21 protein-coding genes are annotated in these 24,606 nt (G+C 75.1%); 9 read left to right on the top strand and 12 right to left on the bottom strand.

What is annotated here, in order from left to right:
• The first annotated feature begins 94 nt into the window (after positions 1–94).
• The 7 genes from J1G43_RS02725 to J1G43_RS02695 all read left to right on the top strand — a co-directional run bounded on the left by J1G43_RS02725 (position 95) and on the right by J1G43_RS02695 (position 7,246).
• Positions 95–634: a TIGR03086 family metal-binding protein gene (locus J1G43_RS02725; protein WP_207377905.1), complete on the top strand. Its 540-nt coding sequence runs from the start codon at positions 95–97 to the stop codon at positions 632–634.
• Positions 635–646: 12 nt separating this feature from the next.
• Entirely contained in the window at positions 647–1,573 is a 927-nt protein-coding gene (locus J1G43_RS02720) for an aminoglycoside phosphotransferase family protein (RefSeq protein WP_207339707.1), read from the top strand.
• An 11-nt stretch (positions 1,574–1,584) separates the two neighbouring features.
• The gene (locus tag J1G43_RS02715; RefSeq protein ID WP_207339708.1) at positions 1,585–2,073 is read left to right on the top strand and encodes a hemerythrin domain-containing protein; all 489 of its coding nucleotides are present in this window, start codon (positions 1,585–1,587) and stop codon (positions 2,071–2,073) included.
• 54 nt (positions 2,074–2,127) lie between these two features.
• Entirely contained in the window at positions 2,128–2,361 is a 234-nt protein-coding gene (locus J1G43_RS02710) for an HIT family protein (RefSeq protein ID WP_207339709.1), read from the top strand.
• A 288-nt stretch (positions 2,362–2,649) separates the two neighbouring features.
• Positions 2,650–4,884: a glycoside hydrolase domain-containing protein gene (locus J1G43_RS02705; protein ID WP_207339710.1), complete on the top strand. Its 2,235-nt coding sequence runs from the start codon at positions 2,650–2,652 to the stop codon at positions 4,882–4,884.
• A gap of 105 nt (positions 4,885–4,989) precedes the next feature.
• Positions 4,990–6,294 carry a glycosyltransferase gene (locus J1G43_RS02700; RefSeq protein ID WP_207377904.1) on the top strand — a complete coding sequence of 435 codons (1,305 nt, stop codon included), beginning with the start codon at positions 4,990–4,992 and terminating at the stop codon, positions 6,292–6,294.
• 142 nt (positions 6,295–6,436) lie between these two features.
• On the top strand, positions 6,437–7,246 hold the full coding sequence (locus tag J1G43_RS02695; protein WP_207369847.1) for a hypothetical protein: 810 nt from the start codon (positions 6,437–6,439) through the stop codon (positions 7,244–7,246).
• Positions 7,247–7,275: 29 nt separating this feature from the next.
• Here J1G43_RS02695 and J1G43_RS02690 read toward each other — a convergent pair whose 3' ends face one another.
• The 5 genes from J1G43_RS02690 to J1G43_RS02670 all read right to left on the bottom strand — a co-directional run bounded on the left by J1G43_RS02690 (position 7,276) and on the right by J1G43_RS02670 (position 11,640).
• Positions 7,276–7,545 (bottom strand): hypothetical protein, encoded by a 270-nt coding sequence (locus J1G43_RS02690; protein WP_207377903.1) that lies wholly within the window; start codon positions 7,543–7,545, stop codon positions 7,276–7,278.
• Between the two features lie 198 nt (positions 7,546–7,743).
• On the bottom strand, positions 7,744–8,997 hold the full coding sequence (locus J1G43_RS02685; protein ID WP_207377902.1) for a hypothetical protein: 1,254 nt from the start codon (positions 8,995–8,997) through the stop codon (positions 7,744–7,746).
• Positions 8,998–9,276: 279 nt separating this feature from the next.
• Positions 9,277–10,242 (bottom strand): NAD-dependent epimerase/dehydratase family protein, encoded by a 966-nt coding sequence (locus J1G43_RS02680; protein ID WP_207377901.1) that lies wholly within the window; start codon positions 10,240–10,242, stop codon positions 9,277–9,279.
• Between the two features lie 67 nt (positions 10,243–10,309).
• Entirely contained in the window at positions 10,310–11,269 is a 960-nt protein-coding gene (locus J1G43_RS02675) for an LLM class flavin-dependent oxidoreductase (protein WP_207377900.1), read from the bottom strand.
• A 92-nt stretch (positions 11,270–11,361) separates the two neighbouring features.
• Entirely contained in the window at positions 11,362–11,640 is a 279-nt protein-coding gene (locus J1G43_RS02670; RefSeq protein WP_207339717.1) for a hypothetical protein, read from the bottom strand.
• Between the two features lie 169 nt (positions 11,641–11,809).
• On the opposite strand from J1G43_RS02670, the gene J1G43_RS02665 reads away from it, so the two are divergent.
• Complete coding sequence (locus J1G43_RS02665) at positions 11,810–13,117, top strand: sensor histidine kinase (RefSeq protein WP_207377899.1); 1,308 nt, start codon at positions 11,810–11,812, stop codon at positions 13,115–13,117.
• Positions 13,105–13,764, top strand: a complete 660-nt coding sequence (locus J1G43_RS02660; RefSeq protein WP_207339719.1) for a response regulator transcription factor — start codon at positions 13,105–13,107, stop codon at positions 13,762–13,764. The genes J1G43_RS02665 and J1G43_RS02660 overlap by 13 nt, the downstream gene beginning before the upstream one ends.
• A gap of 31 nt (positions 13,765–13,795) precedes the next feature.
• Here the strand turns inward: J1G43_RS02660 and J1G43_RS02655 are convergent, their stop codons facing one another.
• The 7 genes from J1G43_RS02655 to J1G43_RS02625 form a co-directional block, all read right to left on the bottom strand.
• Positions 13,796–14,194, bottom strand: a complete 399-nt coding sequence (locus J1G43_RS02655; RefSeq protein ID WP_207377898.1) for a universal stress protein — start codon at positions 14,192–14,194, stop codon at positions 13,796–13,798.
• Positions 14,191–15,717 carry a tripartite tricarboxylate transporter permease gene (locus J1G43_RS02650; protein WP_207377897.1) on the bottom strand — a complete coding sequence of 509 codons (1,527 nt, stop codon included), beginning with the start codon at positions 15,715–15,717 and terminating at the stop codon, positions 14,191–14,193. The genes J1G43_RS02655 and J1G43_RS02650 overlap by 4 nt, the downstream gene beginning before the upstream one ends.
• On the bottom strand, positions 15,717–16,283 hold the full coding sequence (locus J1G43_RS02645; protein ID WP_207377896.1) for a tripartite tricarboxylate transporter TctB family protein: 567 nt from the start codon (positions 16,281–16,283) through the stop codon (positions 15,717–15,719). Before J1G43_RS02645 ends, J1G43_RS02650 begins: the two co-directional genes overlap by 1 nt.
• Positions 16,280–17,284, bottom strand: coding sequence for a tripartite tricarboxylate transporter substrate binding protein (locus tag J1G43_RS02640; RefSeq protein ID WP_207377895.1), 1,005 nt, complete (start codon positions 17,282–17,284; stop codon positions 16,280–16,282). The genes J1G43_RS02645 and J1G43_RS02640 overlap by 4 nt, the downstream gene beginning before the upstream one ends.
• A 231-nt stretch (positions 17,285–17,515) precedes the next feature.
• Entirely contained in the window at positions 17,516–21,298 is a 3,783-nt protein-coding gene (locus J1G43_RS02635) for a glycoside hydrolase (protein WP_207377894.1), read from the bottom strand.
• Between the two features lie 75 nt (positions 21,299–21,373).
• Positions 21,374–23,134 (bottom strand): beta-galactosidase family protein, encoded by a 1,761-nt coding sequence (locus J1G43_RS02630; RefSeq protein ID WP_207339725.1) that lies wholly within the window; start codon positions 23,132–23,134, stop codon positions 21,374–21,376.
• 98 nt (positions 23,135–23,232) lie between these two features.
• Positions 23,233–24,549, bottom strand: a complete 1,317-nt coding sequence (locus J1G43_RS02625) for an ABC transporter substrate-binding protein (RefSeq protein WP_207339726.1) — start codon at positions 24,547–24,549, stop codon at positions 23,233–23,235.
• Positions 24,550–24,606: the final 57 nt, after the last annotated feature.

Below are 24,606 nucleotides of genomic sequence, written 5' to 3'. Positions count from 1 at the left end.
CGGTGGGTCGTCCACGCTACGAAAAGCCCCGCGAGCCCGCGCGGTGACCGCCCGATTCGACCCGGTGTCGGTGGGTCGGCCTACGTTCGTCCCCATGGAGACGACCTCGCCCACCTTTCTCACGCTGGTCCAGCCGTTCACCGGCGTGGTCGACCGGCTCCCCGCCGACGCCTGGGACGCGCCGTCGCCGTGCGAGGGCTGGACCGCGCGCGACGTGCTGCGCCACGTCGTCGGGTCGCAGCGGGACTTCCTCGCCGGGCACGGTGTCGACCTGCCGGACGTCGACCTCGACGCCGACCCGGCCCGCGGGTGGCACGCGCACGCCGCGGCGCTGCAGGACGCGCTCGCCGACCCGGCCGTCGTGGGGCGCGAGTACGACGGGTGGGCCGGCCGGACGACCGTCGGCGCGACCCTGCAGGGGTTCCACGCGCTCGACCTCGTCGTGCACCGCTGGGACGTGGCGACCGCGGCCGGGCTCGACGAGCGGCTGAACGACGACGAGCTGACCTTCGTGGAGGAGCGGGCCGACGCGCTCGGTGAGGCGCTGTACTCCGACGGCGTGTGCCGCGCGGGTGTCGAGCCGTCCGCCGACGCGGACCGTCAGGCGCGTGTGCTGGCGCGGCTGGGTCGCTGACACGCCACGGCCGTGACCGCTCCGCCCGACGAGGTCCCCCTGACGCCCGCCGTCGTCCGCGCCCTGCTGGCCGAGCAGCACCCCGACCTGGCGGACCTGCCGCTGGGCCGCCGGTACGCGGGCTGGGACATGGCGATGTACCGGCTGGGTGACGACCTCGCGGTCCGGCTGCCGCGGCACGCCGCCTCGGTGGGGTCGATGGAGTCGGAGCTGCGGTGGGTGGCGCGGCTGTCGGCCGGGTGGACGTTCCCGACGCAGCGCGTCGTGCGGGCCGGGACGCCCGGCGCGGCCTACCCGTGGCCGTGGGCCGTGGTCGCGTGGCTGCCGGGGGTGACCGCGGCGGAGGTGCCGCTCACCGCCGACGCCGGGCCCGACCTGGGGCGCGCGCTCGCGCAGGTGCACGTCCCCGCGCCGCCCGACGCGCCGTCCAACGACGAGCAGTCGATCCCGCTCGCCGACCGCACCGACGGCGTCGTGCGAGCACTGGCGCGCGTCGAGCAGACGGCCCGCGCCCGCGGGCTGCGCCTCGACCGCGAGCGCGCCGAGCGCCTGTGGGCCGACGCGCTGGCCGCCCCGGTGGACCTGCCGACGTCCTGGATCCACGCGGACCTGCACCCGTTCAACCTGCTCAGCGTCGACGGGCGGTTCGGCGGGGTCCTCGACTGGGCCGACGTGTCGGGCGGTGACCCGGCCACGGACCTCGGGTTCCTGTGGCTGGCGCTGCCGGCTGCCGGGGTGACGGCCGCGCTGGACGCGTACGGCGGGGTGTCGGACGCGACCGCGGCCCGCGCGCGCGGCACCGGTCTGGCGATGGCCGCGGGGTGGGTCGGCCACGAGGACGGCTCACCCCAGGAGATCGGGTGGCGGGCGCTGGTCGAGCTGGGCGTGGTCGTGCCGGTCGGCCGCTGGCTCTCGACGCACGCGCACCGACCCGGCTAGCGTCCGGGTCGATGCCGCCCCTCGACCCGTCCCGGCTCGTCGCCTGGGACCGTGAGCTGCGTGCCGTCCACGCCCGCCTCCGTGACGCCCTGCAGGTCGCGCGCGAGGCGGTGGACGACGGCACCGGCGCCGCGGTGCCGTCGCGCGACCTCCTGCTGTTCTGCACCGGCTTCTGCGCCGCCCTCGACGGGCACCACCGAGGTGAGGACGGCGTCGTCTTCCCTGCCCTGCTCGACGCGGCACCCGGGCTGCGGGACGTCCTCGACCACCTGGTGCGGGACCACGCGGTGCTGTCGCACCTGCTGGGTGAGCTGCAGCGCGCGGTCGAGGTGGGCCACGCCGCGGGCAGCCACGACACGGTCGCGCTGCACCGGCACCTCGACGGCATCGAGGCCGTCATGGAGACGCACTTCCGGTACGAGGAGAAGCGCCTGCTGCCGGCGCTGGCGGACCTCGTGCTCGACACGACGCCCCGTGCCGCGCTCGGCCCGCTGGCCTGACCACGCTCACCGATTGTCCTGGCGCGTGCGGGGCCGTACTGCCACGCTCGGCGCATGACGACAGAGGGCTGCGTCTTCTGCCACATCGTCGAGAGTGGCGACGCCTCGTTCGTGCACGAGTCCGCGACGGTGATCGCCCTCATGGACATCGACCCGGTGACCCCCGGCCACGTCCTGGTGCTGCCACGGGCGCACCTGCCCGCTCTCGCGGACCTCGACGACGACGTCGCCGCCGAGCTCGACGCCCACGCGTCGACGATCCGCGCACTTCTCGACCAGCCGTCCTGACGGGCTCCGCACCCCGGTCGCCAACCCGCCGAGGCGGGCCCCACGCGTGCCCCCGTCCGCACCCTGGTCGGTCACCACCCGGCGGTCCGGCCGGTCGCTCCGCGCCCGCCCGGCCGAAGCGTGACCTGCGCGCAACATGCCCGACACACGCGGCTCGTACCGTCACCGCACCGCACCCGTGGACACGGCGAGCGCACCGCGTCACGCTGAGTCCACCCGGCTCACGAGGCCGTCCGCCAGGCCGCGCCCACCGGCGCACGACGCACGCAGGCGAGGCAGGAGGCCGGGATGTTCGACCACGTCGACCCGTTCATCGGCACCGATGCCACCGACCTGCCCGCGCCCACGGGCCTGGCCGCGACGTGGTGGTGGCCCAAGCCGCAGGTCGGCAACACGCACCCCGGCGCGACGTACCCGCTGGGCATGGTGTCGGCCTGCGCGTACTCCGGGGCGTACCCCACGGGCTACGGCCGCTACGACCTGTCGACCGAGGGGCAGCCGCCGGTGCTGCACGACCGGCTGGTGGCCAGCGGGTTCACGCACTTCCAGCAGTCCGGCACGGGTGCGATCCGCAAGTACTACAACTACTTCCGCGTCACCCCGATGCTCGGCCCGCTGGACGACCTGGGCCGCGCGTGGGAGATCGTCGACGAGGTCGCGCGCCCCGGGTACTACGCCGCGACGCTCGAGTCGGGGATCCGCGCGGAGATCACGGTCGGCCCCAAGTCGGCGGTGCACCGGTACACGTTCCCCGCGCACCACGACGCGCGGCTCGTCATCGACTTCTCCCTCGGCGGGCTGGACATCCCGTACGGCCGGACCATCCCGCTGCGCGCGCACCTGGCGTCGGTAGGCCCCGGGTGCGCGGAGGGCGAGATCGTCGTCGAGGGGGCGCCGCTGGCCGTGCGGGTCGAGTGCGACGCGCAGCACTGGCGGCAGCTGCTCTGGTACGACCGGCGCCTCATGCCCGGCGGCACGCGCCTGGACTTCGACCGGATCCGCCCCACGACGCTGCGCCCGTTCGGCCTCATGTGGGCCGGGCCCACGGAGCCCGGGCAGGTGGTCGAGCTGCGGTTCGGGTTCTCGCTGCGGGGCGTCGAGCAGGCCGCGACCACCCTGGAGCGGGAGTGCGGCCCGGACCCGCGGCTGTCGTTCGAGCGGCGGCGGGCCACCACGGAGGGCGCGTGGCGAGAGCACCTGGGCAAGGTGCAGGTCGACACCCCGTCGACGGACAAGGCCACCGTCTTCGGCACCGCGCTGTACCACTCGCTGATCAAGCCGTGCCTGGCACCCGACGAGTCGCCGTTCTGGCCCACGCCCGGGCCGTTCGCGTTCGACCTGTCGACCATGTGGGACATCTACCGCACCCAGCTGCCGCTGCTGACGGCGCTGGCGCCGGACCGGGCCGTCGAGCTGGCGAACGCGCTGCTGCAGATCGCCGAGGAGGAGGGCAACCTGCCCATCGGCTACCGCATGGCGCGCGGCGCCGACCGGTTCAGCCGGCAGGGGTCCGCCCTGGCGCACACGTTCCTGGCCGACCTGTGCGCGCTGGGCCTGCCGGGCGTCGACTGGGACTGGGCGCTGGTGCACATGCACGACGACCTGCGCCGCACGTACGGCGAGGAGTTCCTGCTGCACGGCCGCACGCACCCGATCAGCCACACGCTCGACATCGCGTTCGGGTACTGGTGCACGGCGATCGTCGCGGGGCGCGTCGGCGACCTGACGCTGGTCGACCAGTTCGGGCCGCTCGCCGCGCGCTGGGCCAACGCCTTCGACCCGGAGACGGGCCTGCTGGTCGACTCGACCTACTACGAGGGCGGCCGCTGGAACTACTCGTTCCGGCTGATGCACGACATGGCGTCCCGCATCGCGCTGGCGGGCGGCGACGACGCCTTCACGACGATGCTCGACCGGTTCTTCGGGTTCGGCGCCGACCCGGTGAAGCAGCCGGGGCTGCACCCGGACGTCGAGGAGATGGCCGCCGGGTACGGGCTGCACCGCTTCGAGGGTCTGAACAACGAGCCCGACATGGAGGCGCCGTGGTCGTACATGTACGCCGGGCGCCCGGACCGCACCGCCCAGGTGGTGCACGACGTCGTGCAGCAGCAGTTCGGCGCCGGGCGCGGCGGGCTGCCGGGCAACGACGACTCCGGCGGGCTGTCCTCCTGGTACGTCTGGGCGTCGCTGGGGCTGTTCCCCGTCGCGGGGCAGAACCTGTTCCTGCTCAACGCGCCCGCGTGGCGTGAGGCACGGCTCGACGTCGGCGGACGCCCGCTGACCGTCGAGACGACGGGGTTCGTCGAGCCGGAGCCCGGCGGTCCCGTGCAGCACGTGCAGTCGGTCCACCTGGACGGGGTCCCGCTGGACCGTCCGTTCCTGACGGGCGGCGAGCTGCACTCCGGCGGCCGTCTGCTCATCGGCCTCGGCCCGGAACCGTCGGGCTGGGGCACCCAGCACCGACCACCCAGCGCGCGGGCGCCGCACGTCGACGTCCCGCTCCCCCGCCTCACCCTTCCCTGACGGGGCTGGGCCGGCCTCCCGCCCTCGCGCGAGGGCTGTCCACCCCCACCCACCCCCCTCTCTCCCCCGCGAGAGGGCGAGCCAGCCACCTGAGAGGACGACGCCGTGGACACCACTGCCGCCCGCCCCGACCGCCGCCTCGTGATCGTGGTGCGCGCCGACCCGGTGATCTGCGGTCACTCGGGTGAGGCGCGCAACCTCGCCGAGGCCGCGCTGCAGCGGGGTTTCGACGAGGTCCGCATCGTCACGTGGTCCGTCGAGCGGCTGCAGGAGGCGGGCCTGCCGCTCAAGCCGCTGGACGGCGTGACGCCGTACTCCCCCGGGATCGTCGTGGAACGTCCCGAGCCCGTGGGCGACTACAAGGTGCCCGACGGCCGCTACCTCGCCGGGCTGACCGGCCGGCTGGTCGAGCTGTTCACCGACGGCGTCCCCACGGTCGCCATGTCGCTGTACCTGTCGCCGCACGCCACGGCCGTGGCCGACGCCGTCTCGGTCGCACGCCGCACGGGCCTGCCCGTGAACGTGGTCACCGTCGCGGAGGCCGTCGGGTCCGACGTCACCAACGTGGTCCGCGCGTGCGTCGAGCAGGACCGGTTCGGCGCCGCGGCGCACGTGCTCGCGCAGTACCTGTCGCACGACGTGGTGCTCGCCGTCTCGCAGTACACCCGGGACCTGGTGATCACCGAGGCCGCCGCCATCGACGCCCGGCACGGCACCCGGTTCGCCGACGAGTGCCGTGAGCGCGTCAACGTCTCCTACCCGGCGATCGACGTCGGCACCTACCTGGCGCGCGACGAGGACGAGACCGACCGGGCGCTCGCCACGCGCGGGCTCACGCGCGACGGGTACGTGCTGTTCCTGTCCCGCCTCGCGCACGCCAAGGGCGTCGACGACCTCATCGACGGCTACGTGCGCTCGGGAGCACCGGCCGCGGGTCGGCGGCTGGTCATCGCGGGCAACGGCCCCCAGGCGGCCGAGCTGCGGGCCCACGCCGCGCGCACCCCGGTGGCCGACCTCATCACCTTCCTCGACGACGTCCCCGACGACGAGAAGGGCCACCTCATGGCCGGCTGCACGGCGTTCGTGCTGCCGTCCAAGCCGCGCCCGGAGTTCGTCGAGACGTTCGGGATCGCGCTGGTCGAGAAGATGCTGTCCGGCGGTGGCCCGGTGATCACCACCGTGACCGGGGGGATCGGCGAGGCCGTGGGCGACACCGCGATCATCGTCCCGGTGGACGACCCCGACGCCATCGCCGCCGCGATCGACGACGTGCTGGCGATGGACCGCGCGGAGCGGGCCGCCTGCGCCGAGCGGGCGCGGGAGTACGCGCTGCGGTTCGACCGCGGGGTGGTGCTCGACCGGATCCTCGATCGGGTCACCGCGGTGAGCTGGGCGCCGGTCCCGGCCTGAGGGGCCGCGCCCGGACGGACGTACGCACGTCGCCGGAAGACCCGGGCGTGTCGCATGCCGGATATGTCAGGCTTCCTGCGGTCCTGTGTGAGCGACGAGCCGGCCGGTTCGATCCCGCGACCACCTGTCCCGGAGGTCTGCCGTGCTGTCGCGTCATCGTGCCGTCGTCGTCCCGTCCCTCGTCGCACTGCTGTGCGCCCTGCCCGCGTGCAGCTCCGCGCCCGCGGACGTCGCAGCGAGCCCGTCCGCGACGGCCGCGGCGACCCCGACCCCAGAGGAGGCCGTCGGCGCGACGCTCACGAAGGACGACTTCGTCCGCACGATCACCGACGCGTTCACCGCCGTGGGCAGCTACGACTTCACGGTCGTCCTGGGCACGGACGGCTCGCTCGGTGAGGTGAGTGGCTCGATGCATCTGGGTGAGGTCCCCTCGTACGACATGACGATGGCGATGGTCGGCATGGAGATGCGGATGCGCGCCGTCGACGGCACGGGGTACGTCAGCCTCGGTGAGCTGACCGGCGGCAAGTTCCTCGCCGTCGACCCTTCGGACGCGTCGGACCCGTTCGCCGCGGCGTTCGCGGACTCGGTGAACCAGGCCGACCCGTCGATGGGTCTGGAGGAGCACGAGGCGGCGATCGTCAGCGTGACCGCCGTCGGCGAGCCGACGGACGTCGACGGCGTGCAGGTGCGGACGTACGAGGTGCTCGTCGACCCGCGGAAGATGCCCGAGCGGATGGCCGACCTGGAGAGCAGCCTGCCGCCCGGCCAGGAGATTCCCGAGACGCTCGCGTACACCTACCTGATCACCGCTGACGGCCTCGTCCGGGAGGTGTCGTACGAGGTCCTCGGGATCGAGGGGCGGATGACCACGTCGAACTGGGGTGCTGCGGCGCCCGTCACGGCGCCCGGGCCCGACGAGATCACGACGCAGGAGGCGCTCGGCGGCTGAGCCGAGGGAGGGGGCGCGGCCACCTTCCGTCAGCCGGTCAGGGCGGCGAGCACCGTACGCTCCTCCGCGGGCGTCAGACCGGAGCGCCGCGGCCGGTCGGCGCCGCGCGCGACCTCGTCGGCCAGCGCGCGGCCGACGGTCTCGGCCAGCGTGCGCTCGTGCCCGCCGGCCGCGCAGTACGCCGACCCGTCGCGCCGCACGAGCGCGGACGCCTCGGGCGGCAACCACAGCGGCAACGACCGGGGCCCTGCCCAGTGCCGGACGTCGTGGGCGAGCAGCGCCGCGTCGTCGACAGGCACGACGACGTCCTGGCGATGGACCGCGACGAGCGCGCCGCGTCCGCCGAGCGGGCGCGGGAGTACGCGCTGCGCTTCGACCGGGGGCCGTGCTGGACCGGATCCTCGACCAGGTGACCGCGGTGACCTGGGAACCCGTCCCGGGCCAGACGAGCCTCCGGGGGCCGGGTCGGCGCGCGGCCGACCCGGCCCCTGCGCTCGTCAGGGGGTCGCGTAGGCGGTGAACTGCGTCCCGGCGGGCAGCTCGTCGTAGAAGTCGATCTCGAACGGGCCCTTGCCACCTGCGGGCACGAGCTCGACGTAGCCGCGCTCCGCGCCCACCACCGTCCCCGCCGGGTCGGTCGCCACGACCACGACCAGGGCCATCTCCACGTCCTCGGCCAGGCTGCTCGTCACCGTCCCGGTGATCGTCGTCCCCCACGACGACTCCTCCGCGACCGGTGTGCTCGTGGTGAGCGCACCGCCGCCGGGCGCGTGGACGACCCCGCGCTGCACGGCGGGCAGCCGCACCTCGACGCGGTCGGGCGTCATGCCGCCGAGCTCACGGAAGGTCCCCGTGATCGCGGTGCGACCGGGCAGCGCCGTCAGGTACTGGGGGCGAGCCGCGATGAGGGTGCCGTCGGCGGCGATCGCCTCGACCGACATCTCCGCGGAGTCGTACCGGTGGTCCGGGTTGGGGTTGTCGACGGTGACGACGAACCACCAGGACCCCTCATCGAGCGGGTCCGGCCCGAACGCGATGTCGGCCACCTGCAGCGGTGCCGCGGCCGGGCCGGTGCCGGCCTGCGCGTCGTCGCCCGCGCCCTGCTCGTCCGCCCGCTCGCCGCCCTGCTCGTCGGGCTGCGCGCCACCCGGCAGGTCCTCGTCGGGGACCGCACCGGGACGCTCCGGCTCCACGTGCTCCTCCACCTGCTCCGCGACGACCTCCGTGGTCGAGACGAGCTCGTACACGACCAGCGTGGTGAAGCCGACCACGGTCGCCAGCGTCCCGACGACGACACCGGCGACGCCCGCACCGACCTTCCGGCCCGCGCCCCGCCCCCGGGCGATCGACACGATGCCCAGCACCAGCGCGACCAGACCCAGCAGCACCGCCACGACGTTGGCGACCGGCACCCAGGCCATGACGAACGCGATGATCGCCAGGACGAGGGCGGCGACGGCGAGGCCGTTGCGCGTCGGGGGCGCGACCGGGCCCCAGGGCGCGCCCGGCGGGTTGGCGGCGGGGTCGGGGCCCAGCGGGTGGGCGCCGGTCGGGTCGGTGCCCGGCGGGGTGGTGCCGGGCGGCCGCCAGGGGGACGACCCGGCCGGGTCGTGCGGCGAGTCGGACGGGGCACCGGGACCGTACGTCGCAGCGGGCGGCCCGGGCGTGCCGTACGGCGCCCCACCGACCTGGTACGGGTTCGCAGCGGGCCCGCCGTACGGGCTCGCGGCCGGCCCGCCGTACGGGGACACCGGTCCGCCGTGGGGGACGGTCCCGGGCGGTGCGGGCGGGACGTCTGGCGCCGCGAAGGGCTCCAACGGCGGCGGTCCCGGCGGCGGGGGCGGCGGGACCGCCCCGGTTCCGTGCGGCGTCGTCGACGGGTCCTCGCTGCTCACGGCACTCCTGATCCAGGGGGTGGGATGGGTCAGGCAGCATCTTGACGCACGTCGCCGGGATCACCGGGTGAGAGCCCGGAGCCGACGCCCGGACGGTCGAGCCCGTCCCCGTCCCGGCCGCGGCCGTCCCTTCGGTCAGCGGGACGCCGCCGCCAGCACCTCGCGCTCCTCGTCCGGCGTGAGGCCGGCGCGACGCGGCCGGTCCACGCCACGTCGGACCTCGTCGGCCAGGACGCGGGCGATCGTGTCGCGCAGCGGGCGCTCCGTGCCGCCGGCCGCGCGGTACGCCGACCCGTCGCGGCGTGCGAAGCCGATCGCCTCCGGGGGCAGCCACAGCGGCAGCGACCGCGGACCGGCCCAGTACGCCACGTCGTGCGCCAGCAGGGTCGCGTCGTCGACGGGCACGAGCTCGGCGTCCGGCCCAGAGACGGCGGCGACCTCGGCGAGCAGGTCAGCCAGCGGGACGGCCGTGCCGACGGCGTTCACCGGCCCGGTGAGGCCCGCGCCCCCCGCGGCGACGAGCCACGCGGCGAGGTCGTCCACGTCGATCACCTGCATGAAGCGCCCCTCCGGCGTCGGGGCGAGCACCCGCCCGCCACGGTGCAGGCGCGCCGGCCAGTAGCCGAACCGGTCGGACGGGTCCCCGGGTCCCACGATCAGCCCGGGCCGCGCGAGGAGCAGACGGTCACCGAGCCGCGCGGCGGTCGCCCGCTCCGCGGCCACCTTGGCGTCCGGGTACCGGGTCAGGTCCTCGGGCTCGACGACGGCGGCTGTCTCGTCCGCGCCCGGCTCGTCGTCCCGCGCGTACACGGACACCGACGAGACCAGCGTCCAGTGCGCCGCGCGGTCCGCGAGGGCGTCCAGCGCCGACGTGACGAGGTCCGGCTCGTACGCGATCTCGACGACCTCGTCCCAGGCGCCGGTCAGCGCGTCGTACGCGCCGGGCTCGCGCCGGTCGGCCCGGACCAGGCGGGCGCCGTCCGGCACGTCCCCCGAGGTGCCGCGCGCGAGGCAGACGACCTCCGCCCCGTCCGCGAGCGCCGCCCGCACCACGGCGGCCCCGAGCCACCCCGTCCCGCCGAGCACCAGCACGCGTCGCATGCGCCCAGTCAACAGGCCGGGACGACGTGGGCTGCGCGACCGGCCGGGTGACGTGCCGCGTTCGCGGTCAGCGCACGCGCGCCAGCGACTCCAGCGCGGCCACCGGGTCCGGACCGGTGGGGAACAGCACGCACGTCGTGGCACCCGCCGCACCGCGCGCGGCGATGCGCTCACGGACGTCGGCCGGCGTGCCGGCCAGCGCGAGCTCGCGCACCCAGGCGTCGGGCAGGGCGGCCGCGAAGTCCTCGGGCGACGCGCAGCGGGCACGCAGGTCGGCCAGGTCGGCGGCGAACGGCAGCGGCGCGACGTGCGGCGCCCAGTCGGGCTCACCGATCCACGTGAGGCCGGTGCGTGCGAGGGCGAGGGCGCGCGCCTCGTCGTCGTCGACGGCGGCGACGTCGTAGGCGACCACGCGCGGCGGCGTGGGGGCGGCGACCTGCGCGACGGCCGCCCGCACGTACGCGGGGGCGCACGGCTCGGCGAGCACCACGCCCTGGGCGACGCGCCCCGCCGCCGCGAGCGAGCGCGGGCCGCGCACGCCCAGCAGCACGTCCGGCACGACGTCGGGCACCGACGACGGGTCGAGCGCGACGCCGTCGAGCACCACCGCCGCGCCCGGGGCCGTCGTCACCGTCTCGCCGCGCAGCAGCGCCCGCAGCGCGACGGTGTACTCCTCGAGGTACGTCAGGGGCCGCGCCGGCCACCGGCCGACCGACCGCATCCAGTCCGGCATGCCGTGCCCGATCCCGAAGGTGACGCGACCCGGGAACAGCCGCGCCAGCGTCGCGGCGTCCATCGCGGCGAACGCGACGTCCCGCGACGCGGCGGGCACGATGCCGATGCCGACGTGGATCCGCTCGGTCGCGGCCAGGACGGCTGCCGCCTGCGCGGCGCCGCCGCGGAAGCCGAGGTCCTCGACCACCCACAGCTCGTCGAAGCCCAGGGCCTCGGCGCGGCGGGCGTGCTCGAGCACACGGTCGGCGGGCAGGTCACGCGGCAGGAGCACCCCGAGGGACGGCGTCGTCATGGGGACATCCTCGCGTGTGCCGCGCCCGCGTCGCTCGGCAGATGCGCCTGCCGCGCGAGGCGGGGCCGCCTCCCGCGAGCCGGAGGGCCGGCTCACGGCCCCATCCGGCGGTGCTCGACCACGAGCGCACCGACCAGCACGAGCACGAGCACGCCGAGCGAGATGCTCACGGCGATCCAGCCGGCCGTCGAGGTGACCAGGTTGCCGACCACGGCGACCAGCAGCAGAGTCCACAGCGCGACGCGCAACGGACGCCCGGGGGCGCCGGCCGGGTCGGCCGCTGCTGGGGCGCGGTCGGCGGGGACGGTGTCGGCGGCGGTGAGGAGGGTGTCGGTGAAGGCGGTGTCGGTGAAGGCGTCGGGACCGGTCATCGCGGGGCTCCTGGGGTGTGTCGGGATGATGCTGACGACGCTACGGACCGGCCCCCTGCTGCCACGATCCAGCCCGCCACCCAACCGAGGTGCAGCAGGCTGTACTCCCTGCCCGCCCGGCCCCGCAGCACGCCCGGGGGTGCCCTAGGGTCGCGGTCGAGGAGGTGCCATGACGGCCGACCCCGGTGCCCGCACCGCCCCGCCCCGCCCGACGCACAACCGCGGCCCCGCCCGCGACGCCGCGCCCGTGCCGCCGCGTGCGCGCAGCCGGGCCGCGCGCACCCTCGACGCGCTCGAGCACGTGGTCGGCGGCCTGGGCATCGGGCTGCTCGCGCTGATGTCGCTGCTGGCCCTGGCGCTGACGGCCCTGCTGTGCGTGGTCGGCGTGGGGTTCCTGCTCGCGCCCGGGGTGCTGCGCGCCGTCCGCGCGGTCGCGGACCGCGAGCGCACACGCCTGTCGCACACCGGCGCGCCCGTCGTCAGCCCGGGTCCGCTGCCCGACGGCCTGCGCGCGCAGCTCACGGACCCGGATGTGCACCGCGAGCTGGCGTGGACGCTGCTGCACGGGACCGTCGGCGTCCTGCTGGGCCTGGTGGCGATGACGCTGCCGTTCTCGGCCGTCCGGGACGTGACCGTGCCGCTGTGGTGGCGCGCCTTCCCCGAGCAGGTCGCGTCGACCGACCTGATGTACGTGCCGGTCACGTCGTGGCCCACCGCGTTCCTGGCCTTCCTGCTCGGTGTCGGGTGGCTCGTGCTCGCCGTCGTCGTGCTGCCGCCGCTGTCCCGGCTGCAGTCGTGGCCGGGACGTGCGCTGCTGGCGCCCCCGCCGGGCGCCGACCTGGCGCTGCGCGTCGCGCAGCTCACCGCCACCCGCGCCGGCGCGCTCGACGCCCACGTGGCCGAGCTGCGGCGCATCGAGCGGTCCCTGCACGACGGCACACAGAACCGCCTGGTCGCGGTGACCGTGCTGCTGGGGGCCGCGCGCCGGGCGGTCGCCCGGGACCCCGCCCGCGCGGAGGAGCTGCTGGAGCGCGCGCACAGCGCCGCGGAGGAGGCGCTGGCCGAGCTGCGGTCCGTCGCGCGCCACATCCTGCCGCCGGTCCTCACCGACCGGAGCCTGGCCGACGCGCTGACCGGGCTCGCGTCGTCCAGCCTCGCGCCGTGCGCGCTGCGCGTCGACCTGCCCGTGCGGTGCGCCGCGTCGGTGGAGGCCACCGCGTACTTCGTGGTCGCCGAGGCGCTGACGAACGCGGCCCGGCACGCCCGCGCGACCGCCGTCACGGTGGACGTCGGGATGGTCGCGGGCCGGCTGCGCGTCGCCGTCACCGACGACGGCGCGGGCGGCGCGGACGAGACCGCCGGGTCCGGCCTCGCCGGGATCCGGCGCCGCGCCGAGGCGCACGACGGCACGATGCTGCTGACCAGCCCGCCCGGCGGGCCGACGACCCTGGAGGTGACCCTGCCGTGCGGATCGTGATCGGCGAGGACGACGCCCTGCTGCGCGAGGGCCTGGCCCTGCTGCTGCGGGCCGAGGGACTGGACGTGGTGGCCACGGCCGCCGACGCCGACGAGCTGCTGGCGGCCGTCGAGCGCCACGAGCCCGACGTCGCGATCGTCGACGTGCGGATGCCCCCGACCCACACCGACGAGGGCATCCGCGCGGCCGTCGAGGCGCGCCGGCGCCACCCGGACCTGGCGGTGCTGGTGCTGTCGGCGTACGTCGAGCAGGCCTTCGCCACCGACCTGCTGGTGCAGGGCGGTGCGCGTCTGGGCTACCTGCTCAAGGAGCGGGTCGGGCGCGTCGAGGAGTTCCTGGCTGCGCTGCACCGCGTGGCCGACGGCGGCACGGCCATCGACCCCGACGTGGTCGCCCAGCTGCTCACGCGGACGCGGTCCGACCCGCGCCTGGACCGCCTGAGCCCACGGGAGCGCGAGGTGCTCGAGGTCATGGCCGAGGGCCTGGGCAACACCGCGATCGCGACCCGCCTGTTCATCACCGAGGGCGCCGTCCACAAGCACATCCGCAGCATCTTCGCGAAGCTCGACCTGCCGCCCGACGACGAGGCGGACCGCCGCGTCACCGCCGTGCTGCGGTACCTGGAGGACGCCCAGCGCCGGGGGTGAACGGCGCCGGCGCCGGCGGCGACGCCCCGCCTCAGCGCTCCTCCGCCGCCTTCACCGCCAGCACCGGGCACCGCGCGTCCAGCAGGATCCGCTGCGCGGTGGACCCGAGCAGGAACTTGCCGACGGGTGACCGGTGCCGGATGCCGATGACGAGCATCGACGCGCCGACCTCGTCGGCGATGCCGAGCAGCGCGTCGGGGACGTCGCGCACGACCGGTTGGCGGACCTCGGCCTCGACGTCCAGCAGGGCGAGCAGCGTGCGGACGTCGGCGACGTCGTCGGCGCCGGCGTACCGGTCGTCGACGGCAGCGGTGCCGGTCGTCGCGTTCACCACCAGCAGCTGCTCGCCGTGCACTCGCGCCTCGCGCGCCCCACGGACGAGGGCCGCGTGGCCCCGGGCGTCGGGCGTCCAGCCCACGACGACGGTCATCGCCTCACCTCTTCCTCGAGCTCGTCGACCTCGTCCGCCAGCCGCTCCGGCCCCTGCCGCCCGGGGACCAGCCGCAGCACGAGCGGCCCCAGCAGCAGCGCCGCGATCACCACGTACACCACCACCGCGACGGGCTCGCTCCACAGCGCCGCGACGTCCCCGCGGGACAGCTGGAGCGCCTGGCCCAGCTGCTCCTCGAGCCGCGGCCCGAGGATGACGCCCACGATGAGCGGCAGGACCGGCAGCCCGAAGCGGCGCATCGCGAACCCCAGGGCACCGAACAGGCAGAGCAGCGCGACGTCGAACCACTGGAAGTTCACGCTGTACGCGCCGAGCACCGCGAAGAACAGGATGCCCGCGTACAGGTACGGCCGCGGGATGCGCAGCAGCCGCGCCCAGACCGGGGCGAGGGGCAGGTTGATGACCAGCAGCAGGGTGTTGGCGACGAACAGGCTGGCCAGCAGCGTCCACACCAGCTCCGGCTCGGCCTCGAACAGCTGCGGTCCGGGCTGCAGGCCGTAGCCCTGCATCGCGGCGAGGATGACGGCGGCCGTCGCGGTCGTCGGCAGGCCGATGGCCAGCAGCGGGACGAGCGTGCCGGCGGCGGACGCGTTGTTGGCGGCCTCGGGCCCGGCGACGCCCTCGATGGCGCCCTTGCCGAACTCGTCGCGGTGCTTGCCCGCGAGCCTGCGCTCGGTGACGTACGACAGGAACGTCGGCATCTCGGCACCGCCGGCGGGCAGCGCGCCGAACGGGAAGCCGAACGCGGTGCCCCGCAGCCACGGCTTCCACGACCGCCCCCAGTCGGCGCGGTCCATCCACGGCCGCCCCACGGGGATGATCTCCAGCGGCCGACGGCGCAGGTGCGCGGCGACCCACAGCGCCTCCCCGACGGCGAAGATCGCGACGGCGACGACGACGATGTCGATGCCGTCGGCGAGCAGGGGGTTGCCGAACGTCAGGCGCGCCTGCCCGGTCGCGGTGCCGACGAGCCCGATCGTCAGCCCCAGCGTCAGCGCGATGAAGCCACGCAGCCGCGAGGACCCGAGCACCGTGGTCACGGCGATCAGCGCGAGCACCATGAGCGCGAAGTACGACGGCGCGCCCAGGACGACGACCCACTCGGCGACCGTCGGTGCGAGCGCGACCAGCAGGATCGTGCCGATGGTCCCGGCGACGAAGGACCCGATCGCGGCGGTCGCCAGGGCCTGCGCCGCGCGCCCGCCCTTGGCCATCTTGTTGCCCTCGAGCGCGGTGATGACCGACGACGACTCCCCGGGCGTGTTCAGCAGGATCGACGTCGTCGACCCGCCGTACATGCCGCCGTAGTAGATGCCGGCGAACAGGATGAGCGCCGCGCTGGGCTCGACGTTGTAGGTCACCGGCAGCAGCAGCGCGACCGTCATGGCCGGGCCGATGCCGGGCAGCACGCCGACGGCGGTGCCGAGCAGCACGCCGACCACCGCGTACAGCAGGTTCTCCGGCGTGACGGCCAGGCTCAGGCCCGTGAGCAGCGCGTCCATCACAGGACCCCGTCCAGGACGCCCGCGGGGATGGGGATGCCCAGCCCGACGTAGAACCCGTACCAGGACCCCACCGACATGACCGCCCCGATCAGCAGGTTGCGCACCCAGTGCCGGTTGCCGAGCACGGTCGCGGCACCCGCGAACAGCAGCGCGCCGACGATCGCCCACCCGAGCAGGTCCAGCAGTGCGACGGTCGCGGCGAGGACCCCGGCGAGCCCGGCGAGCGTGCGCCAGTCGGTGCCCTGGTCGAGGTCGACGTCCTCACCGGCCTCGCCCTCGGCACGGTCGCCGCGGGCCGTCGCGACCGCGAGAAGGACCGCCAGCACGACGAGCGCCGAGCCGATGACGTACCCGAAGGCCGCCGGCCGCACGACCTGGTCGGCGAAGCCCGGTCCGAGTCCCGCGGAGTCGACGACCGTCCCGACACCGACGACCGCGAGCACCGCGGCGAGCCCGTACTGCGCGCGGTCGACGGTCGGCGCCGGGGCACCGACCCCGTCGTCACCGGGCCCGGCGGCCGGGGTGCGGCCCGCCGCGCCCGCAACGCCGCCCGCCGCGCTCACAGCAGGCCCAGCTCGTCGAGGGTGCCGGACACCCGCTCGTCCTGCTCCACGAGGAACTCCTCGAACTCGTCGCCCGTCACGAACGCGTCGACCCAGCCGTTGGTCTCCAGCGCCTCTTGCCACGCCTCGGTCCCGTGCATCTCCTCGAGCAGCGCGATGTGCGCGTCGCGGACCTCGTCGGGGATGCCCGGCGGCGCGAGCACGCCGCGCCAGTTGGTGAACACCAGGTCGATGCCCGACTCGACGAGCGTGGGCGCGTCGACACCCGCGAGCCGCTCCTCGCCGGAGACGGCGAGCACCCGCAGCGACCCGTCGGCGATCTGCCCCTCGAACTCCGCGAGCCCGGACGTGCCGACGTCGATCTTGCTGCCGAGCAGCGCGGTGGTCAGCGGGCCGCCGCCGTCGTAGGAGATGTAGTTGACGGCCGTCGGGTCGACGCCGACCGCGTCCGCGAGCTGCATGGGGAACAGGTGGTCCGGCCCGCCGGGGCTGGACCCGCCGCCGACGCGCACACTGCCCGGGTCGGCCAACCACGCCGTGACCAGGTCGTCCACCGTCTCGAACGGCGAGTCGGCCGGGACCAGCAGGCCCTCCTGCTCCTCGACGAGCTGAGCGATGGGCGTCGCCCCGCTGACCCGCGCGTCCGAGCCGTTGGTGTACGTCGCGCCGACGACGCCCAGGCCCATCGTCATGAGCAGGTCCTCCGCGCCGCGCTCGTTGACGAGCCGCTGCATGGCAACGGTCCCGCTCGCGCCCGTCACGTTGCTGACCTCGAACCGACCGGTCAGGCCCGCGGTCTCCATGACGCGCGTGGCCGCGCGACCCGTCTGGTCGTAGCCGCCGCCGGGCGCGTTGGGGATCATCATGCGCAGCCGCTGGTTCTCGGCGCCGTCGTCACCGCGCGTGACGCCGCACCCCCCGAGCGCGAGCACCGAGACCAGCGCTGCGGCGACGACCGCCCTCCGCCCCGGCCCGGACCGACCCGCAGCGACGCCCCCCATGCAGAACACCTCCTCGTGCCTGCGTCGATCCTGCTGCCTGGGGGGCGGACCGGCACGTCGAGAGGGCGGAGGTGCGAGGTGCCGCGCACAGCGCGGCGGTGGTGGTGGGAGCGAGTGAGGTGTCACCCCGCTCGGCTGCTGCGACCGAGGGCGTCTCAGCACAGCACGACCCCGGGGAGAGCGCGTCTCCCCGGGGTCGCACCGGTGGTGGGTCAGGTCAGACGGTGGCGGTCACCGTCCGGCGTGCCCGATCGGCCCTCCGTGCTTTCCCGGCTTCCCCGGCTTCCCCGGCTTGCCGGGCTTGCCGGGGTCTCCCGGCTTCCCCGGCTTGCCGGGCTTCCCGGGGTCTCCCGGCTTGCCCGGGTCGACGTCCGCGACGACCGTCGCCGGCGCCGACGTGACCTCCGTCGACGTCGCGAAGCCACGCGCCGCGGCGGTCACCGTCACGGTCACCGCCCCGCCGACGTGCTTGCGGGTCGGCGTGAACGTCGCCCGGTGCGCGCCGGGGACGGGCCTGCCGTCGACCGCCCACCGGTAGGTGAGCCGCGCGTCGGCGGGGTCGGCGTCGACGACGGCGGTGAGCCGTCCCCGGACGGCGGCTGCCCCGTCGGCGTCCAGCCCGCCGATCGTCACGCCCCGGACGACCGCCTGGCGCACCACGCGCACGGTCGTCTCGGTGGTCACCGTGCCGTCGGGCGACGTGACCCGGACGGTGGCGACGCCGCCGTTCTCGTCCGACGGCTGCGTCACCTCCACCCGCGCGGCCGCGTCGACGGGCACCGCGACGACCGTCGGCCAGGCCGACCCGTCGACCGTGACGTCGAACGACGTCGTCCCGGGTGCCAGGCCCGGCACGTCGACCCCGTTCGTGCGCAGCGCCGCCAGGTCGGCCACGGACGACGCCGCGGGGGCGACGGCACCGATCTCGACCTCGGAGACGATCATGTGGACGCCCGGGTTCGGCGTCAGCGCGAACCGCAGGCCCGTCGCGGTCACGCCGTCGAGGTCGAGCGTGACGACCGGGGCCGTCCCGTCACCCGGCTCGACGACCGCGATCGGCGACCCGTCGACCGGCACCCACGCGCCGTCCTCGCCTCTCCGCTCGACCGCCACCTCGCTCGCCCAGCTGCGGTGGCTGCCGTCCGCGTAGAAGTGCACGGCCGCGTCGGCCACCTCGGTCACCGGGAACGTGTACGTCAGGGTGTCGCCCGCGCGTGCGGTGCTCACCCAGTTCGACCACGCCTTGTCGGTGCGGTCACCGTTGCGGGTGTTCTCGATCGAGTACCCCGGCTCGGTGAACGTCGCCTCGGCCGTCGTCGTGGGCAGCGGCACGATGTTCGCCGACGACCGCGCCGTGACGACCACGTGCAGCGTCGCCGCGACGGGCTCGGCACCGGCCTCGTTCGACCGGGCCGCACCGGTCACGCGCACGACGCCCTGCGCCGCGAACGACTCGTCGGTGACGCCCGACCAGTCCCACGTGACGGGCGTGTCGAACGTCGCGGTCGACGCCCCGATGCGCGCGGGCACGACCGCGGGCGCGGCGGCCTGCACCTGCGCGAGCGTCGCCCCCTCGTAGGTGGTGACGGACACCGGGTCGGTGACCGTGAACCCGCCGACGTCGACCGTGCCGGTGACCTGCAGGGTCGTGCCGTACACGTCGGTCGCGGTGCCGGTGACCGGCACCTGCCCGGCCTGCTCCCACGTGCCGGCCGGCACGTCGTCCCACACCACCGCGGCGGCGGGGCCCGTGCCCCAGCGGTACGTCGGCACCACCGTGGCGGGCAGCACCGGCGCGACGCCGACCGTGGTGCTCACGGCGACCGGCGGGACGCCGGTGGCCTCGACGTCGCGCGGGTACCAGCGCTGGTTGGCGCCACCGTTGGAGCCGTACACCCCGACGCCCGCGCCCTCGGTGGTGGACTGCCCACCGACCTCGAGCGCCTGGCCGACCCCCTCGTTGACCAGCGCGTACGTGAGCGTGTCGGTCGAGGACAGGATCCAGCGGGTCTGCGGGTCCTGCGCCGCGTCGGCCACGGGCACCGACCGCAGGTCGGTCCCGGCGGGAGTCGCCCCCAGGACGCGCCCGTCGGCCGCCTCCAGCACCACGCGCCGGGTGCCGTCGAGGCGTCCCGGTGCCACGGCGTGCGCGGTCCACAGCTGCGGGCCCACCGCCTGCGCGGTGTCGCCCGGGGTGGTGATGGTCGTCGCGGTGGCCGCGTCGGCCGCCGTCAGCGCCTTGCCGCTCTGCACGCCCACCAGCTGGTAGGTGCGCCCGTCGGCGAGTGCCGCGGCGTCGTCCGCCACGCCGCTGACGCCCGCGAGGTCCACGGACGTCACGGACCGGGCCGGGAGCGTGAGCGTGACCGTCCGGGCCGCGGCGTCGACCGCCACGGCCTCGCCCGGCGCCAGCGCGTTCGCGCCCGGCTGGTCGGCCGGCGACTCGGTGGTCACGTACGGCGTCGCGGTCGCCCCCGGGGCGATCGTGCCGAAGTGGCGCAGGTCGACCGTGAGGGTCACCGGCTCGGACGTCGCGTTGGTGTGCACCAGCGTCGTCGACGTGCCGTCGGCCTTGAGCGCGGCCGTCGTGGTCGTCGAGTCGGTGCCGATGACGCGGTCCCCGGGCCGGATGAAGTGCGTGAAGTTGCGTGTGGTGTCGTACTTGGTGCTCGTCTCCACGTGGCACGGCTCGACGCCCGTCCAGTCGCCGTCGGCGTCGTCGACGCGCCGCTCGGACGCGAACACGCGGTCCTCACCGGAGCCGTACCAGCGGCAGTCGAGGTCGATGAAGACCCCGCCCCAGTTGGAGTTCTCGCCCTGCGGCTCCATGTTGTAGAGGTCCTCGACCGGCTGCCAGAACACCCACGCGTCCGACTCGAGCTCGCGCAGGTCGTCGTGGATGCGCCCGGCCAGGCCCAGGCCGTTGACGATGCTCGCCGGGTTCCACCCCGACACCCAGCTGCCCTCGACCTCGCTCATCCACAGCGGCTTGTCCGCGACCTTGGCCAGGTCGCGGACCGTGACGCGCCCGCCGGTGCCGTACGTGTGCACGTTGAGCTGGTCGACGTTGGCGCGGGTCTGCGCGTCGTACGCCTCCCAGTTGCGCACGAACGTGCCGGGGTTGGTCTCGTCCATCGCGGACACCACGGCATCGGTCGTGGAGCCCGGGGCGCGCAGCCGCTCGGCCAGCGCGTCGATGAGGTCGGCCTGCCGCTGCGGGCCGACGTGCATGCCCTCCTGCCGGCCGCCCACCGGGACGCCGTCCTCCAGGGTGGTGCGCCAGTAGTTCGTGTTGGGCTCGTTGAGCGGGTCGACGGTCGCGACGTCGATGCCGTGCGCGTCCTCCAGCGCCTCGCTGACGCGCACCAGGTACGCGGCGAAGTCGTCGACGGAGTCGGGCCGCAGCTGCTCGGTGGTCGGGTCGAACCCGCCGGACACGTACCCGTTCTCCGTCATGAACCACGGCGCGGAGTTGGCGAACGTCTCCCAGTGGGTGATCTGCTCGTCGTCCGCGAGCTGCTGCACCCACCACCGCTGCCCGGCGTCCGCGTCCAGGTCGTAGAACCGGTCGTCGGCCGGGTCGAACGCCTCGCGGACCGCCTCGGCGTTCGCGTGCGTCGTCGGGGCGCCGTACAGGTCGCCGGTGGGGTCGGCACGCCACCACCCCGGGACGGCGCCGCCGGCCCGCAGGTAGTCCTCGACGTCGGACGCGTGGCCGCCGCCGATGTTGTACCGCGCGATGTTGAGGTCCAGCCCGTCGGCCGTGAACAGCTTGTCGTACAGGTCCTGGCGGACGTCCGCCGGGTAGCCGCCGGTCGCGTTGGCGAACCAGACGAGGGAGGTCCCCCAGCCCTGGAACGTCTCCCCCGCGTACCAGGGGTTGGGGGTGACGGTCACCGCGGTGCCCGTCGGGGCGGCGGTGGCCGGTGCGGTCACGGCCGGGGCTGCGATGAGCCCGGCCGTCAGCGCGAGCACGGCGGCTCCCGCTGTCGAGCGACGTGACGTCGTCGTCATCTGTCCTCTTTCCGAGGTCGCTGCGAACGGTGGGTGGTGCGGTGGTGCGACCGGCCGGGCACACCCGGCCGGGGGTCAGGAGTCGGTGTGGCCGAGGTCCGGCGCGTCGACCAGCGCGAGCTGACCGGCACCGGCGAGCAGCTCGAGGACGACGACGCGGTCGCCGCGCCCCGTGACGGTGGGGGCGGGCGCGTAGAGCGTGGTCTGCGGACCCTTCGACCAGTACCGGCCGAGCGACGTGCCGTTGACCCACACGACGCCCTTGCCCCAGCCGCGGGTCGAGACGAACAGGTCGGCGACCGGCAGGTCGTGCTCCCAGACGCTGAACGACGGGCCGGGCACCGGACCGGTCGCGGGTGCGGCACCGGCCGCGAGCGCCGGCGACGCCGCGACCGCGTCCACGTCGACCGGCAGCACCCGCCAGCCGGTCAGCGGCCGGCCGCCGAGGGTCGCCGGGCCGATCAGGCCCTTGTCCTCACCGATGCGCGGGCCGTAGTTGACGCGGCCCTGGTCCTCGACGAGCACGTCGAGCCGGGCGACCCCGACCGCGGGCAGCGTCAGCGCGGTCGCGTGCTCGGCGCGGTCGAGCACCCCGACCGGCCGTCCGTCGAGGAACACCTGCGCACGGTCCCGGACCTCGCCGAACGCGAGGACCGCGGGGGCGGTCAGGTCGACGGTCGCGCGGTGCAGCACGAACCCGCCCACCGCCCCGACCTGCTCGTACGTCGGCACGTCGGGTGCCTCGACCCAGCCGTCGAGCCCGTCGACGACCGACCACAGGTCCACCGTGCGCCGCCCGTCGCGCAGCACCGCGGTCGGTGCGGGCGCACGCACGGGCGGCACGTCGTCCGGCAGGGCGGTGTACCGGCCGAGCACCTCACGGAAGGCGTCGTACTTGGCGGTGCGGGTGCCGTCCTCCGCCAGCGGGGCGTCGTAGTCGTACGACGTCACGGTCGGCTGGTAGACGCCCTTGTCGTTGGCGCCGCTGGTGAACCCCGTGTTGGTGCCGCCGTGGAACATGTAGACGTTGACGGACCCGCCGGCGGCCAGCAGGGCGTCGAGGTCGGCCGCGGAGGCGGCGGCGTCCGTGGTGTGGTGGTGCGCCCCCCAGTGGTCGAACCAGCCGCACCAGAACTCCATGCACATCAGCGGGCCCGTGGGCTGGTGACGGCGCAGCACCTCGAGCCGCTCGGCCGTGCGCGACCCGAAGGTGGCCGTGCGGTGCACCCCGGGCAGGCCGCCGCGCTCCAGCATCGCGTCGTCGGCCTGGTCGCACGTCAGCAGCGGCACCTCGATGCCCTGCGCGCGCGTCATCGCGACCAGCGCGCGCAGGTACTCCTGGTCGTCGCCGTAGGCGCCGTACTCGTTCTCCACCTGCACGGCGATCACCGGGCCGCCGCGGGTGACCTGCCGGGCGGCGACCAACGGCAGCACGTGGGCGAGGTACTGCTCGACCGCGGCCAGGTACGTCGGCTCGTTGCGGCGCACCCCCACCCCCGGCAGGCGGAAGAGCCACGCGGGGAACCCGCCGTTGTCCCACTCGGCGCAGATGTACGGGCCGGGACGCACGATCGCGTGCATGCCCTCGGCGGCGACGAGGTCGAGGAACCGCCCCAGGTCCCGCGGGCCGGACGTGTCGAAGACGTCCGGGGTGGGCGCGTGCACGTTCCACGCGACGTACGTCTCGATGGTGTTGAGCCCCATCTGCCGCGCCGAGCGGATGCGGTCGGCCCACAGGTCCGGGTGGACGCGGAAGTAGTGCAGCGCGCCGGAGAGCACCTGGTGCGGGCGGCCGTCGAGCAGGAAGTCCTGCTCGCCGATCTCGAACGTGGGCATGCGGGAGCTCCTCGGGACGTGCAGGGGTTGCGGCGCGGGACGGGGGGCGGGAGGGGGGCGGGACCGCGCGCCCGGGCGTCGGGCGCGCGGTCCGGCGGTCAGTCGACCGTGAAGCCCTGGTCGTCGCCGTAGGTGACGAGCTGGTCCTGCCAGGCGCCGAGCCCCTCGGTGATGGTCGTGCCCGAGACGTAGGCCTGGCCGACCGTGTCGTTGAAGACGCTGTTGGCGTAGACCTGGAAGGGCAGGTACTGCCAGCCCTCGGCGACGTCGGCCGCCGCCTGCGCGAGCACCTCGTTGATCTTCTGCCCGCCGAAGTACTCGGACTCCTGCGCCAGGTACTCCTCGGACTCCAGGTCCGCGACCGTGGCGGGGAACCCGCCGCCCTCGAGCCGCAGCGCGACGCCGTCACCGGACGACGCGAACTCCAGGAAGTCGTAGGCGAGGGCCTTGTTCTCCGAGGCCTCCATGACGGACATCGCCGACCCGCCGTTCTCGGCGGTCACCGACTCGCCGGCCGACCACTGCGGCATCGGCGCGACGCGCCACTTGCCCGCACCCTCCGGCACGCCGGACACGAAGTTGCCGGGCATCCACGCACCGGTCACGAGCGTGGCGATGGTGCCGTTGCCCAGGCCCTGGTACCACTCGTCGCTCCACGCGCTGATGGGCGCGAGCAGGTCCTCCCCGACCAGCTGCTGCCACAGGTCGGCGTACTGCTGCGACCCCTCGTCCGCCAGGTCGATGCTCACGGTGGTGCCGTCGACCTGGAACGGCTGCCCGCCCGCCTGCCACATGAGCGACGTGGCCAGGCCCGCGTCACCGGTGTCCGAGGTGATGAAGACGCCGGGGTCGGCCGCCTGCAGCGCCCGGCCCGCGGCCACGTACTCGTCCCACGTGGTCGGCACCGCGATGCCGTGCTGCTCGAAGAGCTCGGCGTTGTAGAACATGGCCATCGGGCCGGAATCGAGCGGCAGGCCGTAGACGCCGTCGCCCTGCTGCACGGCCGACCACGGGCCGGGGGTGTACGTGCCCTCGAGCTCGTCGGCGCCCAGGTCGGTCAGGTCGGCCAGGGACTCGCCGATCGCGAACTGCGGCAGGGCGTAGTACTCGATCTGCGCCAGGTCGGGGATGCCCGAGCCGGCACCGATGGCGTTCTGCAGCGCCGTGTACTGGTCGTTGCCCGTGCCGGCGTTGACCAGCTCGATCGTCACGTCCGGGTTGGCCTCCATGTACGCGTCGGCGATGGGCTCCACGGTGGGGTCCCACGCCCAGACGAGCAGCTCGCCGCCCTCGTCGGCGGCGGCGTCCGGGTCGCCTGCGGAGCCGTCGTCTCCGCTGCAGGCGGCCAGCGTCAGGGCGAGCGCGCCGACCAGGGCGGCACCGCGCAGTGCGCCTCGGCGGGGGGTGCGGGTCATGGGGGTGTCCTCTCACGTCGTCGTACGAAGAACCGGTGGGTGTGCGGGGCGGGTGCG

The sequence above is a fragment of the Cellulomonas sp. zg-ZUI22 genome, assembly GCF_017353535.1.
In the GTDB taxonomy this organism is placed as follows: Bacteria; Actinomycetota; Actinomycetes; order Actinomycetales; family Cellulomonadaceae; genus Cellulomonas; species Cellulomonas wangleii.
The sequence above is the reverse complement of the archived record's forward strand: the minus strand, read 5'-3'. Positions and strand labels throughout refer to the sequence as shown.